Consider the following 14,089-nt stretch of genomic DNA (forward strand, 5'->3'; position numbering starts at 1 on the left):
GCGCGGGGTGATCAGCCGATGCCGGGGCCGATCCGTTCGAGCACCCGCAGCGAGCCCTCCTGCCGGACCTCCCTGAACGCACCGGAGGCGAGCGCGCCGAGGTGAGTCCCACCGTTCGACGCTGACCGTCCACGACCGGGGGGGCGAGCCAGCGCTGCTGTGCGGCGTGACCGTGATCGGCCACCGCCAGCAGCCGTCGGCCGGCCTGCTCGGGCCGAACGCCGGGACCGTCGGCCGACAGGGTGCCCGGCCGGCGGGTGAGCCCCCCGATGACGTCCTCGTCGACTGTGAGGCCCAGGCCGGGCGAGTCTCCGAGGAGGAACGCGCCGTCCTCGACGTACAGGTCGACGGACATTCCGAGCGGCGGACGCAGATCCTGCAGCTCGCTGGCCATGTGGTTCGGCACCGACGTCGCGGCGTGCAGCAGGCCGACCGGGATGTTGCCGATCGGGCTGACCGGCAGATCATGGGCGTGAGCCAGGGCGGACACCCGCAGGAAATGGGAGACACCCCAGACCGCGGCCATCTGGACGATGTCGACGGCCCCCGCGGCCAGCAGCGGGCGGTACTGCTCAAGGCCGGTGAGGTTCTCCCCGGTGGCGACCGACGCGCGGATCCCACGGCCGACGGTGGCCAGGCCCTCGGCGTCCCACCGCCGGACGGGCTCCTCGATCCAGGTGAGATCCAGGGTGCGCTCCAGCTCGCAGACGTGCCGGATCGCCTGCTTGCGCGACCACGACTCGTTCACGTCGAGCATCAGGCCCGGCCGCCTCCCGTGCCCGGCCTCGGTCAGGACCTCCTGCACCAGCGCCAGGCGGTGCCTGTCCCGCTCGATGTCGAGGCCGCCCTTGAGCTTGGCCGCCCGCAGGCCGTACTGGGCGTAGACCTCGTACACCGAGACGAGTTCGTCGTCGGTCAGGCCGATGTCCAGGCCGGAGGCGTAGGCGGGGACCCGCCTGTCACGCCCGCCCAGCAGACGCCAGAGCGGTTCGCCGGCCGCCTTCGCCTTGATGTCCCACAGGGCGGTGTCCAGGGCGCCGATGGTCCCGAACACCGCGCCCGCGTGGCCCGCCTTGAAGGTCTGCCGCAGCATGCGGTCGTACAGTGCCGCCACGCCGCGCGGATCCTCCCCGTCGATGGCGGCGAAGACGACGTCGAGCTCCACGTGAGGGCCGATGCCGACACCGGTGATCCCCTCGTCGGTGTCCACCATGACGATCGACACCGGAACGACCCCGTCGGCGTAGACGCCGTTGGAATCACCGACAGGACGGTCCCATTCCTGGACCGTCGTCAAAGTGCGATACCCCGAAATCCGCATGTCAGCCCTTCGTGGAACCGGCGGTGACCCCGTCGGCGATCTGGCGCTGGAGAAAGAGATAGATCATCAACATGGGTACGGCGGCGATCAGAACCCCGGAGGCGAAGGTGGGGATGTTGTCGGAGTACTGTCCACGCAGCGAGGTGACCCCGACCATGAGGGTGCGGTGGTCGGCTGAGGGCATCATCAGCAGGGAGATGAGCACGTCGTTCCAGCAGAACAGGGTGTTGAGGATGCCCACCGACAGGAGGGCCGGTGTGCCCATCGGTAGCATGATCCGCCGGTAGACGCCGTACGTCGTGTTCCCGTCGATCCTCGCCGCGTCGACGATCTCCGCCGGGATGGTCCTGTAGTAACTCGTCATCAGGAAGATGGTGAACGGCAGGAACTGCGCGACGTAGGCCAGGATCAGCCCCGGATAGGTGTCGATGAGGCCGCTGTCGGCCATGACCCGTGCGAGCGGCACCATGATCACCTGAAACGGGATGAACAGCGCCGCGAGACAGCCGAGGAAAAGCGCCTTGGAGCCGCGAAACTGCAGCTGGCTCAGCGCGAAGCCCGCCATCGACCCGAGGAGCAGCAGCAGGACCACCGAGATCGTCACCACGACGAGCGAGTTGGCGAAGTATCGGGCCATGCCGACGCTGGTCCACGCCGTGACGATGTTGTCCCACTGCAGGGAGGTCGTCAGGGCGAAGTGGTCGAGAACGTACTCACGACGGGTCTTCAAGGCGACGTTGGCGGTGAACACGAGGGGGTAGATCGTCGCCAGCGCGAGGAGCGCCATCGGAACGGCGACAACCCACCTGCTCAGACGTTTGCCGGGCATCAGTCCTCCCTCCCCGCGCGACGGAGCACACTGATCTGCAGGAGCCCCACCACGAGCATGATGAGGAAGAGAACCGTCGACGCGGCCGAGGCGAGCGCGGGGCGGTTCATCTGTCCCTGCTGGATCCAGACGTAGTACTCCGGCAGGTAGGTGGACCCTTCCGGACCACCGCTGGTCATGACGTACAGCAGGCCGAACATGGACGTCAGCATCCCGATCATCGTGGTCACGAAGACGAACTGAATGGTGCGGGTCAGGCCCGGGATGATCACGTGCCAGATGGTCTGGGGGAGCGACGCGCCGTCCATCCTGGCCGCGTCCAGGAGCGCGGAGTCCAGGGTGGCGAATCCGGCGAGGAACACCACCAGGGCCATCCCGAACGTCGCCCAGACGTGCACGCCGACCACCGCGAACATGGCGACACCCGGGTCACCGAGCCAGTCGACCGGGCCGAGGCCGATCGTCGCGAGGACGGTGTTCAGCGGGCCGTCGAAGGCGAGCATGAGGTTGAAGATCGCACCGACGATCACCGGTGAGAGCACGGCCGGGAAGAAGTAGACGCTGCGGAAGACCCGGTGCCCGGGCACGCGCAGGTAGATGAACGTCGCGAGCAGGCCGGGGATGGCCACCGCCACGGGAAGCAGCAGCACCAGCAGCCCGACGTTGCGCAGCGCGCTCTGGAACGTCGCGTCCTGGAACATCTCCAGGTAGTTGTCGAGGCCGACCATCGTCCCGTTGCGCTCACCGTCGCCCGTGAAGGAGAAGTTGACGCCGAGCAGCAGCGGCCACAGCCGCAGAGCCACGATGATCAGCAGGGCCGGAGCCACCAGAACGTAAGGCGCGAGGCGCTCGGAACGCAACGAGCGGGAGGGCCGCCGGGAAGCGGTCCCGGTGTCCTCGCGGCGTGCCCGCTGCCCTGTTCCCCCTCCGACCGCCCGCCCGGAATCGACCGGGCGGGCAGACGGTGACGAATCTCGGACCGGCACGAGATCAGCTCGCCCGATCCGAGGCGGCCAGCTGCTCCACTACCTCGTCGACGGTCGCCGATCCGCTCAGGAGCTGCTGGGAAAGCCTTCCCATCAGGTCCAGGGTCTTGGAGGACAACGCGACATGTAGTGCGGGCTTGCCGTTCTTGAGCTCGGACACGAGCGTGCCGACGGCGGCGGGGGCCTGCGAGACGTCGATCGTGGTGTCGGACGCGATCGCGCCGGCGTCGGAGTAGAAGGAGGTGAGGGCGTCTGTCGTGGTCAGTGACCGCACCAGGTCGGCGGCGAGCTTGGGGTCCTTCGCCCACTTCGCGACCCCGTAGCCGATGCCACCGTCGTAGGCGAGGCTCGGGGTCACCCCGGTGGTGACGACCGGAGCCGGCATGACGCCGAGTTTGTCGGCTCCCAGGAACTCGCTGAAGTCCTTCCAGTGCCCGATGTCCGACATCAGCCCGATGATGTGGGCGGCCTTACCGGAGTTGAAGACCGTGAAGGCGTCGTTGAACATCGCGGTCGAGTTGGCCCCGTCGTTGTTCAGCCCCGCGTCGCCGGCGTCCTTCCACAGCTTGAAGATCTGCTTCACGTTGGGAGAGTCCCAGACGCGCTTCCCGGCGATCCAGTCGTCGTACTCCTGTGCCGTCAGGATGCCCGAGCCGAGGCCCGACATGAAGAACTGGATGCCGGCGCCCTCCTTGTTGCCGAGCGCGAAGCACCTGGCTCCGGTCGCCTTCTTGATGGTGGCGCAGTCGTCGAGGAACTTGTCCCAGGTGGTGGCGGGGCTCGCCGGGTCGAGTCCCGCCTTCTCGTACAGCGTCTTGTTGTAGTAGATCGGATGGCCCTGCAACGTCACCGGCGCGGCGTAGATCTTGCTGTCCTTGCCGAACGCGTCCCAGCCCGCCAGGCGCTGTTTGTCCTCGGCCACGTACTGGTCGAGCGGAAGGAGCGCGTCCACGCGGTCGCGGATCTGGCCGCCTCCGTTGAAGAGCATGACATCGGGCCCCGTGCCGGCCTGGATGGCCGCGCCCAGCAGGGTGTAGTACTGGTCGAACGGCTGGGCCACGAATTCGACCGTGACGCCGGGATGCTTCTTGGCGAAGTCGTCCTTCGCCTTCTGGACGTATGATGCCGCGGCCGCGTCACCGGATTTCCAGTCCCAGACCACGAGCTTCGTGACCTTGCCGGAATCGCTCGGCGACGACGCGGGTCGGGTGGCGCTTCCGCAGCCGGCCAAGGCCAGCCCCGCAACCAGGATGGCCGACCACAGTGTTCGCTGCTTCATTGCTGTTCACTCTCCAGAGGACGGCCGGCCGGCCCGGCCGCTGTTTGAGGCGAAACGTAATTCGTATGACGTCTGACGTCAATACGCGTGGCATATACTGACGTCGAAATGTGGCGCCGCCCGCGGCACCGGAGGAGATATGACGACATCGCAGGAGTCGCCCCCGAGCGTCGCGTCCCCGCCGGCGTGGGTGCGACGGCCGGCCAACCTCGCCAGGGCGGTGACGGCGGAGCTGGTGGAGCGCATCGTTCGGGGAGTGCACCCCTCGGGTACGCCGTTGCCCGCCGAACCCGCGCTTTGCGATGCCTTCTCGGTGAGCCGGACCGTCATCCGCGAAGCGGTGAAGATCCTTCAGGAGAAGGGGCTGGTGCAGGTCCGCCAGGGCAGCGGCACCATAGTCACTCCGCCGACGATGTGGGACATGCTCGACGAGCTCGTCCTCGCGGCGACCATCGCCGAGGACGAGAACCTGGCGATCCTTGACGACCTCGTCGTCACACGGCGCGTGCTGGAGTCCGACATGGCGAACCTCGCCGCTCGCCTCGCGGATCAGGACACCATCGACCGGCTACGTGCGCTGGTGGATCGGATGGACGAGCTCGTGGACGACCATGTCACGTACGCCGAGCACGACCGCGCCTTCCACGACACGATCATGCAGGCGTCCGGGAACCGTATCGCCCGTGGCGTGGTACGGGCCCTGGAGAGCCAGGTCATCAACACCGCCCGCTACATGGGCCAGCCCCAGCGGGCCCTGTGCGTGGCATCCAACCTCGGCCATCGCCGCATTTACGAGCGCATCGCCGCCCACGACCCCGGCGGCGCCGCCGAGGCGACGTTCGATCACATCACCGACGCCTGGCTCGTCCGTCGCGGCGGGCCGGGCGACCCCGTGCGCCTGGAGCGTTGAGCGCCGACCTCGCTCGACCAGGACGCGGCGTCCGGCGGCTATGGAGGCGCGTTCCCCCGCGCAGGGCAGTCGGGGAGCTTCGAGGGTTCGGTGGAGGAAGCCGGAGGGGGCAGGCCCAGGGTGGTGATGCGCCGTACCAGGGCCTCGCGCCGCACCTGGACCTGCCGGCCGCTGTCGTGGCCGGCCAGGGTGGCGGCGTGAACTTCGGCGATGACGTGGGAGTGCGGAACGTTGAGCACCGCGGCGGCCATGGCGACGCTCACCAGAGGCTCGTCGGGCAGCATCGCCAGCCGTTCGGCGATCATGTGCTCGCGGAATTCGGCGGCGAACCACACGGTGGCGTCACCGATGCCGAGACGTAGGACGAGGCCTTCACGTTCCAGGTGCCGCAGGAGGTCGTCGATGTCGCCTGGCGTGCTCATGCGGCGTTCTCCTTCGTGTCGGTGGTGTCGACGGAACGGGGATGCCCGACACCGCGTTCCAGCGACGACGTCCCGGACGGCCCCGGACCAGTAGGTTCGTCCGGGGCCGCCCACGCCCGCCCCGGCCTTCCCTTCCGTCGCCGGAGCGTCTGGGCGATGGCCTTCGCCGGGACGGTGGACCGCCCCGGCGAAGGCATGAGATGGCCGGCTCAGCTACGCAGGCTCCAGCGCTGGTTGGCACCGCCGTTGCAGGCCCAGAGGTTGAGCTTGGTGCCGTTGGCGGTGGCGCTGTTGGGCACGTCCAGGCACAGCCCCGACTGTGCCCCCGTGATGGTGCCGTTGGCGTTGACGTTCCACTGCTGGTTCGCCTGCCCGTTGCAGTCCCAGATCACCACCTGGGTGCCGTTGGCGGTCCCCTGGCCGTAGGCGTCCAGGCACTTGTTCCCGTACACCGTCAGCTGCCTGCCCGAGGTGTGGGTCCACCGCTGGTTGGTGCCGGTGCCGCAGTCCCAGAGCTGCGCCTGGGCTCCGTTGGCGGTGCTGCCGTTGCCGACGTCGACGCAGCGGTTCGACTGGGCCCCGACGACCTGCACGTTCTGCTGGCTGCCGCCCCCCTGGGGCCCGGCGGACGCCATCACGGCCTGGGCGCCCGAGGGCCAGTTGCCGTTGGTGACCGTGACGTTGCCGTTGACGACGTTGCCGCGGTCGCCGTTGGTCACGTTGGTGTTGCCGTTGGTCGACCAGTTGCCGGTGACGGTGAAGTTCCCCATGTTCTCGGCGAACCAGTAGTTGGCGGTGGCCCAGGTGCCGGTGGAGGAGAAGACGTTGTTGCGGGCGGTGTAGTACCGGGAGCCCTCGTCGAAGTAGATGCCGAAGTAGCCGTTGGTCCGCAGGCAGTAGTTGTCGCTGATCAGTCCGCTCGGGTTCGCCGACAGCGTGTAGATGCATCCGCCGTCGTTCATCTGCTGCATGACGTCGTGCACGTAGTTGCCGGTGAGCCGGTTGTTGGACGCGGTGGTGGGCGTGGTGTACCGCGGCTGGTAGTTGTACAGGCCGCGGCCGGCGTAGTGCTCACTGCCGCCGGCGTCGTTCGCCCCCCAGCCGTACCCGATCGACATGCCGGTGTACGGCATGTTGTAGACCTCGTTGTTGGAGATGGTGGCGGTGCTGACGTAGGTGGTCAGGACCGAGACGATGCCCCGGTACTCCACACCGAGGTCGTGCAGGCGGTTGTTGCTGATGGTGATGTTCCGGTTGACCATCCGCTGGTCGCCGGGGTGGTGCGCGTCGGCGCGCACGCCGCCGACTACGATGCCGCCGGCCGAGTTACGGGCGATCTCGGAGCGGGTGACGGTGATGTTGCTCGCGCCCAGGCCGACACCGCTGGCGTGACCGTTGGCGTCGTTGCCGATGCCCACCGCCGTCTGACCCAGGTTGACGAACTGCGAGTCGCTGAAGGTGATGTTGTTGGCGGCGGACACCTGCACGGCGGCGGGCATCTGGTACCAGTTCGGCCGGGCGGCCTCGAACTGCGGGCAGCCGTTGTGGCACGAGGTGAAGGCGGGCCAGCTCCAGTTGCCCGCGATGTAGGAGCCGGTCTGCTGGTCCACGTAGCCCTGGTTGCCGCTGGGCCCCGTCCAGGTCGTGCCGGTGAACGTGATTCCGGTGAACGCGATGTGGTGCGCGGGTGCGTCGTAGGTGCCCCCGACGTTCACCAGGGACTGCAGCACCGGCAGCTCCACGCTGATGTCGCTCATGTTCTGCCCGGAGAGCGGGATGTAGGAGAGCGCGCCGGTCCCGGGGTCGATGTACCACTCGCCCGGCGAGTCGAGGAACTCGTACGCGTTGGTCAGGTAGAGCGGGCCCGCCCGGTGCGGGCTGGTGAAGGTGTCGTACCCGAAGTTGTTGTTGCTCCAGCCGGGCTGCTGCATCGTGATGAGGTTCCCACTGATGTTCTGTACCGTCACGTACCGGTCCGTGAACGAGCCGACGCTCTCCATCTGGATCCGACTCTTGTTGGCGAGGTTGTTCAGATAGCTCAGGGCCCCGTTGGTGAAGGCGAGGCCACTGCTGTTCGCGGTGAAGTCCGACCGGTTCACGGTGGTACGCGCACGCGTGGCGATCGCGCCGTTGACGTAGAGCTGCCGGGTGTCGGTCCCGGCGCCGACGTTGGCCCGCCAGATGTTCTTCCCGGAGTCGGCGAGCGACCAGCCGGTGACCGCCTTGGCGCCGCTGACGACGGGACGGGCGCCCGCGGCGGCCTGCCATTTGACGGTGTAGCCGTTGTTGCCGGAGTCGGCGGCGGTCAGCCGTAGCGGCGCGGAGAGCCGGTACGCCCCGTCGGCCAGCTCCACGACGATGTCACCGGACATCGCGCCGGTGAGCGCCCGCACCGCGGTCTGCGCGGCCGGCAACGAGCACGGCTGGGCGGCGGAGCAACCGGTGCCGGTACCGGAAGGGGAGGCGTACAGGGTCGTGGTGGCCGCCAGGGCCGGGGAGACCGGCGCCACCAGAGCGGCCGCGGCGGTCAACCCAATCGCGGCGGCTCCGGCTGACACCAGCCTCCGCATCGGGGGGTACGAGAATGCGAACATGGGACTTCCTTGTGTGGGGGGTGGGGAAGCGGTCGGCGAAACGTCCCGTCGGAGCTGGTCCGGCGGGTGCCGCTCCGGTCCTCGTGTCACCGTCGCGCCGGGCGCGCGGCGCGCTCACGGTCCGGGCGGCACGTCCGGGGCGCGGCCGTCCGGGTGCGGATGGCGTGCCGATCTCCCGGGGCGGGCAGGCGCGCGAGAGTGGCCCTGCCATGGGAGGGGATCCCTCGCCGGGGCGGTCGCTCGCCCCGGCGAAGGATCCTGGAGGTGTCCTGGAATGTCAAGGAGGGGGGTCAGGTTCGGGTCCAGCGCTGGTTGCCTCCGCCGTTGCAGGACCAGATGGCGAGCTTGACGCCGTTGGCGGTGGCGCTGTTTGGCACGTCGAGGCACTTGTTCGCGCCGAGGGCGGTGATGGTGCCGTCGGAGTTGAATCTCCACTTCTGGTTGTTCTGGCCGTTGCAGTCCCAGATCTGTACCTGGGCGCCGTCGGTGGTGCCCTGGTTGCTCACGTCCAGGCACTTGTTGCCGTAGACCCGCAGCTCATTCGCGCCGGTCGATGTCCACTGCTGGTTGTTCTGGCCGTTGCAGTCCCAGATCTGCACCTGGGCGCCGTTGGCCTGCGAGACGCCGCTCACGTCGAGGCACCGGCCCGATCCCACGCCCCGGATCGCACCCGTTCCCGGCGTCGGGGTCACCGTCGGCGTCGGCGTCGGAGTGGGGTCGGGTGGCTGGGTGGTCCCGAACTGGGAGAAGAACCTCCACACCTCTCCCTTGGTCCAGGTCGTGATGCCGCTCTCGGCGTAGGTCCCGTCCACCGGACCTGGCATGTGACCGTTGTCGAAGGCGGCCCACACGACCGGATAGCCAGCCCGGCACCCCGAGTAGGTGGTGGTGATGTGCGTCCTGCTGCCCGAACCCGGCTCGGGTGGGTTCTGGGCGTTGCAGCCGTTGTTCCTGACGAACCTGTCACGCAGTGACCGTCCCTGGGAGATGTTGAGCACCGAGTCCCCGATGCCGTGCAGTCCCATGTACGCGATGGGCTGGGAGCCGTCGTTGCACCCGCTGAGCTGCGCGCCGGCGTAGACCGCGACCGCACGGAAGACCGTCGCCCGGCTGCAGGCGAGCGAGTAGCTCATACCGCCGCCGTAGCTGAAGCCCATGGCGAAGCGCTGCGAGGTGTCGACGCACAGGTCCGCCTCGATCCGCCTGATCAGGTCGTCGACGAGGGTCACGTCCTCGTTGCCGGAGTTGGCCCAGCCGTTGCCGATGCCCTGGGGCGCGACGAAGATCGCGTTGTTGTTCGACATCTGCCGCATGCCGTAGAAGGACCACGGGTACCCGCTGGTGCCGCCCGAGTCGACGTCGCCGGCGGTGCCGCCCCGCCAGTGGAATCCGAAGATCAATCGGTAGGGCGTGTTGTTGTTGTAGTTGTCGGGGGTTCTCAGGATGAAGGAGCGGGTCTTGCCGCCGCTCTGGATCGAATGCGTACCGCTGTTCAGCGTCGGTGCCTTGCCGCACCCGGCGGTCGGCGCGAGGGCGCGGGCCCCCGCCGACGACGTGGTAGCGCTGAAGCTGCTGCTCAGCGCCGCGTGGGCCGTGGACAGGACGAGGAGGGTCGCGACCGCGATCGCTCCGAAGAGGGATCTCCGCTTCACCGTCACGTGACCTCCCCTGCGGTTCGAATATCGACATGTCTTGGTGGGCGGACCACTTGCTTCTCCTTCATGTGGGGGGTGAGGAGTTCCAGCCGGCCGGTGTGGCGGCTCGATGCCGTTTTTGTTTTCGCCCGCGCCGAACAGCACGCCTGGCCGGTTCTTGCAGGTGTCGCCGAACAACCGCGCCCTGGTCCGAGGTGGTTGGAACCGTTCGCGTTGCCGTCGTGGACGACGATGTCCGTCCTTACCTCCGGTGGGCTTCCCCTCCACGCCAGATGCGGTCCGGCCAAGGGGAGCCCCCCAACAGGAGTCGTCCCGGAGACTTAGCTACTAATTACGTTCCTCACGCTGAGTCGCGTCAAGACCTTAAGCCCACTTATTTCTGGCTCCTCACAGGGATGCCTTTGTCAGAGTTGGAGCTCTTTCGAGAATAAGCGCAGGTAGATGGCTTACTCTTTCCTTTTGCCTCTCTGTGGATTCGATGGCGGGCCGGATGTGTAGCACTTAATTTCGGGTAGGTTGAGAGGGATTGATGCTGATCCGGGCCTCAGTTGGTCGTACCCTTGAGGAGGTGGTGGCAGGGAGAGGGCGGGTAGCGTGATCGATAATCCGCGCGCGGAAGGCGCATACCGGCCGGGCTACGAGGTGGCCGCGGAGCAGGTGCTGGAGTTGATCACTAAGCTGCGCCTGCGGCCGGGTGACCGCATGCCCACCGAGAACGAGTTGGCCCAGCAACTGGGCACGAGCCGGACCGTGGTGCGCGAGGCGGTGAAGATACTCTCTGCGCTTGGCAGGGTACGCGCACAGAAGGGGCGCGGCCTTTACGTGGCCGACGACGAGGGGATGCTCGGCACCGGACGATGGGCGTCCTTCTTCCTGCCCACCGACCTGGACCACATCTACATGCTGTTCGAGTTCCGCCGGGCCCAGGAGATGGAGACCAGCCGGCTGGCCGCCCGCCGCGCCACCCCGGCGGAGCTGGGAGACATCGAGAAGTCGGCCGGGGTGTGCCGCTACGGATTCGACAACGGACGCGAGGACCTGTTCAACGAGGGTGACGATGCCTTCCACACCGCCATCGCGACAGCCTCGCACAACATGTTCCTCCAGATAGCGGTGCGAGAGGCCCGCCGGCTGCAGGCCCAGTCCAACCTCATCGGACTGCGCGGCTCGGTGGGCGGGCACGCGGCCAAGGCCGTTGAGGAACACGAGGCCATCTACCAGGCCATCCGTGTCGGCGACCCGGAAGCGGCGGCCCAGGCTGCGGCGACACACATCGACAACACGCTGGACGACTACCGTAGGGAGATCCAGCAGCGCATCTTCTCGCCGACCGATTGATTCCCCGCGAGCAGGTTGCGCGGGCACGGCGCGGCCAGGACGCGCCCGACGCCGTTGTGCCGATCGCCCGCGGTGGCCGGCATGAGCCCCACGTGCGCCGATGGCCGCTCCGCTCCGGGGGGCGGGGGCCGCCTGCCCGCCGCGGGACGGTGACGGGTGAAAGTTTCACCGCGCCGCGCTCTCGGGAAGAGCGAACGTCCTTGGGGGAAAGCAGATAAGACCCGGTCGCCGAACAAGTGCCAGGAACGCAAGACCTACCCGATTCTTGACAGGCCTTTCTCACTTCGTGTCTACTCTGCCGCACCACCTACAACCAAGCCCCCGGGCAGAGGACAGGTCCCGACGAACTTATGTGAGCGCTAACAAAGACACTTGGCGCGAGCGTCCCGCCCCAGACGCTCTGTCCAGCCCGTGTGACGTAGGAATGTGAGCGTTACCGTCACCGGCCCTCCTCACGCAGGACATCCTGGAGGACTCACGAGGATCAGCTGCAATCGATGCCGGGACGCCGATGAGGTCGGCTCTGTGAACGCGGTCGTCGTCCAGACCTCCAGCGCCGGGAAAACGGTTCGACGGGCCCTCCGCGTCGAGCCGGTCCGGGTGAGCTTCCCACTGGCCTGCTTTCGATCGACCGGGTGAGGAACCCGCCCAGGGCGCCGACCGTCTCGGGCGGGTTCGCTCGATGGGGTTAGCTTCGGATTCAGCGTTGGTTGCTTCCGCCGTTGCATGACCAGATGGCGAGTCTGGTGCCGTTGGCCGTGGCGCTGTTGGGCACGTCCAGGCACTTGTTCGCGCCGATGGCGGTGATGGTGCCGTCGGTGTTGATGCGCCACTTCTGGTTGTCGCCGCCCCAGCAGGTGTAGATCTGGGCTTTGACGCCGTTGGCGGTGCCGGCGGCGTCCAGGCACTTGTTGCCGTAGACCCTGAACTCACCGGCGGCGGTGTAGGTCCACTGCTGGTTGGGATTGGTGTGGCAGTCCCACAGGTTCAGCTGGGTGCCGTCGGTGGTGCTGGAGCCGGGCACGTCCACGCAGCGGCCGGAGGCCACGCCCCTGATCTGCCCGGTACCGCCACCCGAGGTCGGGGTGGGGGTGGGGTCGGGGTTCGGGTCCGCGGCGTTGAGGGCGTTCAGGACCGAGGTGTAGGCGGCCTTCTTGTTGCCGTTGCCGTCGAAGAGCAGGGGGGTGGTGTTGGCGCCGAGCCAGGAGTCGCTGTCGCGGACGCCCCACACGGTGATGCCGGTGCAGCGCGGCACCGCCAGGCAGTCGTTGGTCACCGCGGCGTAGGTCTGGGCCGAGCCGCCCTGGATGTCCAACTCGGTGATCTGCACGTCGACGCCGAGGGCGGCGAAGCTCTGGATGGTGGTGCGGTAGTTGCTGTTGTAGGCGCTGTTGCTGTTGAAGTGTGACTGCAGGCCGACGCAGTCGATGGGCACGCCGCGTGACTTGAAGTCGCGGACCATCCGGCGACCAGAGCTCGGCGGAGGCCGCCGAGAGGTCGCCGGGTGCCGGGCGGGGGTATGGCATTTGTGTCCATGCCTGAGCCTCCATAACTGCATCACAGAAACGCGGAAGCGGATAATCGCGAGGGGAAACCCGCAGGATCGACGCCGCGTCCCGTCATCAGGGAACGCGCACCACCAGGGCGTCGTGGTCGACGGCCCCTGCCCCCACCACCGACTTGGCATGGGGCCGTCTCGGGGACTCAGTGTGGAAACTATTACAAAATGCGTCAAGCTCATCAAGAAAGGTTCTGTCTTACTGCTTGCTACCCATGTCCTGCAGCTGCGCCAACGTCTCCCGGTCTCTGGAAAGCTGTGGTTCCGCTACCTGGGCCGAGTGTCTTTTGTGAAATTTTCATCACATCGACGGGCCCAGCTTGATGCGGTGACCCGTGAAACACCAGGTGGGCCGAGCTTGCCCCTCCCTTCTTTCGGGCGCGCTATGTTTCATATTCTTGACAGCTTCTCCCTGCCTCGTGTTTGCTCCGCTCCACCACCACAACCGTTCGACGGAGAAGGAGTCACGACCGGCAGGCAGGATGTTAGCGCTCACATCTCGCTGCCTCCCCAAAAGGCACGCTCGGCGACCGTGAATCCCGGACAGACACCACATCCGCGGGTTCCCTCCCCCGCACGGTCGCCGATCTCTTGACAGGAGGCTTTCCCGCACAGCGGAAGCTCAGATCAGCCTGATCCATCAAGCCTCGCAAGCCCTCAGATGACCGGGGACACCTGCGAAGCGCCCGAGCCGTCATGCCCGACCGCCAAGCCCGCCACCACATGACATCCGTTGGCGAGTGATCCGAATACAGACTGTCAGCGCTACACGAGCTGTCGGCAGTAACTGCTCTCAGCTGCCGGAAAGAGGTTGAGCATGCGTGGGTGGAGACGGTGGTTCAGCGCGGCGCTTCTGGCCGTGACCATGGTCGCCCTGGGCGCGGTGACGCAAACGAGCGTCGCCGGCGCGGAGTCCAATGGCGGAGTGCGGGTCATGCCGCTGGGCGACTCGATCACCGAGGGCACGCAGGTGCCGGGCGGATACCGCATCGGCCTGTGGCAGCGACTGGTCTCCGGCCGGTACACGGTGGATTTCGTCGGGTCGCAGTTCAACGGGCCGGCCGCCCTGGGTGACCACGACCACCAGGGACACCCTGGCTGGCGCATCGACCAGATCGACGCGAACATCACCGGCTGGGCGCGGACCTACAGTCCCCCCCCCGGGGTGCGGGACCACCGCCCCCACCACAAACAACA

10 protein-coding genes and 1 pseudogene are annotated in these 14,089 nt (G+C 67.4%); 3 read left to right on the forward strand and 8 right to left on the reverse strand.

What is annotated here, in order from left to right; genetic code table 11:
* The 4 genes from ABZ260_RS32035 to ABZ260_RS32050 form a co-directional block, all read right to left on the reverse strand.
* Positions 1 to 1,297 (reverse strand): mandelate racemase/muconate lactonizing enzyme family protein (locus ABZ260_RS32035; RefSeq protein WP_355625273.1); only part of this gene is annotated, 1,297 nt, incomplete at its 3' end.
* Between the two features lie 25 nt (positions 1,298 to 1,322).
* Positions 1,323 to 2,150 (reverse strand): carbohydrate ABC transporter permease, encoded by an 828-nt coding sequence (locus tag ABZ260_RS32040; protein ID WP_355625275.1) that lies wholly within the window; start codon positions 2,148 to 2,150, stop codon positions 1,323 to 1,325.
* Positions 2,150 to 3,010, reverse strand: a complete 861-nt coding sequence (locus tag ABZ260_RS32045; protein ID WP_355625277.1) for a sugar ABC transporter permease — start codon at positions 3,008 to 3,010, stop codon at positions 2,150 to 2,152. Before ABZ260_RS32045 ends, ABZ260_RS32040 begins: the two co-directional genes overlap by 1 nt.
* A gap of 130 nt (positions 3,011 to 3,140) precedes the next feature.
* Complete coding sequence (locus ABZ260_RS32050; protein ID WP_355625279.1) at positions 3,141 to 4,415, reverse strand: extracellular solute-binding protein; 1,275 nt, start codon at positions 4,413 to 4,415, stop codon at positions 3,141 to 3,143.
* A 139-nt stretch (positions 4,416 to 4,554) separates the two neighbouring features.
* Here ABZ260_RS32050 and ABZ260_RS32055 point away from each other — a divergent pair, with 139 nt between their 5' ends.
* Positions 4,555 to 5,325: a FadR/GntR family transcriptional regulator gene (locus tag ABZ260_RS32055; RefSeq protein WP_355625281.1), complete on the forward strand. Its 771-nt coding sequence runs from the start codon at positions 4,555 to 4,557 to the stop codon at positions 5,323 to 5,325.
* Positions 5,326 to 5,363: 38 nt separating this feature from the next.
* Here the strand turns inward: ABZ260_RS32055 and ABZ260_RS32060 are convergent, their stop codons facing one another.
* The 3 genes from ABZ260_RS32060 to ABZ260_RS32070 form a co-directional block, all read right to left on the reverse strand.
* Positions 5,364 to 5,747: a hypothetical protein gene (locus ABZ260_RS32060; RefSeq protein WP_355625283.1), complete on the reverse strand. Its 384-nt coding sequence runs from the start codon at positions 5,745 to 5,747 to the stop codon at positions 5,364 to 5,366.
* A 209-nt stretch (positions 5,748 to 5,956) separates the two neighbouring features.
* Positions 5,957 to 8,341 carry a ricin-type beta-trefoil lectin domain protein gene (locus ABZ260_RS32065; RefSeq protein WP_355625285.1) on the reverse strand — a complete coding sequence of 795 codons (2,385 nt, stop codon included), beginning with the start codon at positions 8,339 to 8,341 and terminating at the stop codon, positions 5,957 to 5,959.
* Positions 8,342 to 8,631: 290 nt separating this feature from the next.
* On the reverse strand, positions 8,632 to 9,999 hold the full coding sequence (locus ABZ260_RS32070; RefSeq protein ID WP_355625287.1) for a lectin: 1,368 nt from the start codon (positions 9,997 to 9,999) through the stop codon (positions 8,632 to 8,634).
* A gap of 591 nt (positions 10,000 to 10,590) precedes the next feature.
* Here ABZ260_RS32070 and ABZ260_RS32075 point away from each other — a divergent pair.
* Complete coding sequence (locus ABZ260_RS32075) at positions 10,591 to 11,334, forward strand: FadR/GntR family transcriptional regulator (RefSeq protein WP_355625289.1); 744 nt, start codon at positions 10,591 to 10,593, stop codon at positions 11,332 to 11,334.
* A 700-nt stretch (positions 11,335 to 12,034) separates the two neighbouring features.
* Here ABZ260_RS32075 and ABZ260_RS32080 read toward each other — a convergent pair.
* Entirely contained in the window at positions 12,035 to 12,796 is a 762-nt protein-coding gene (locus ABZ260_RS32080) for a ricin-type beta-trefoil lectin domain protein (protein ID WP_355625291.1), read from the reverse strand.
* Between the two features lie 913 nt (positions 12,797 to 13,709).
* Here ABZ260_RS32080 and ABZ260_RS32085 point away from each other — a divergent pair.
* Positions 13,710 to 14,089: pseudogene (locus tag ABZ260_RS32085) on the forward strand (hypothetical protein); the annotation flags it as partial.

This window comes from Streptosporangium sp. NPDC006013, assembly GCF_040614275.1.
Classification (GTDB): domain Bacteria; phylum Actinomycetota; class Actinomycetes; order Streptosporangiales; family Streptosporangiaceae; genus Streptosporangium.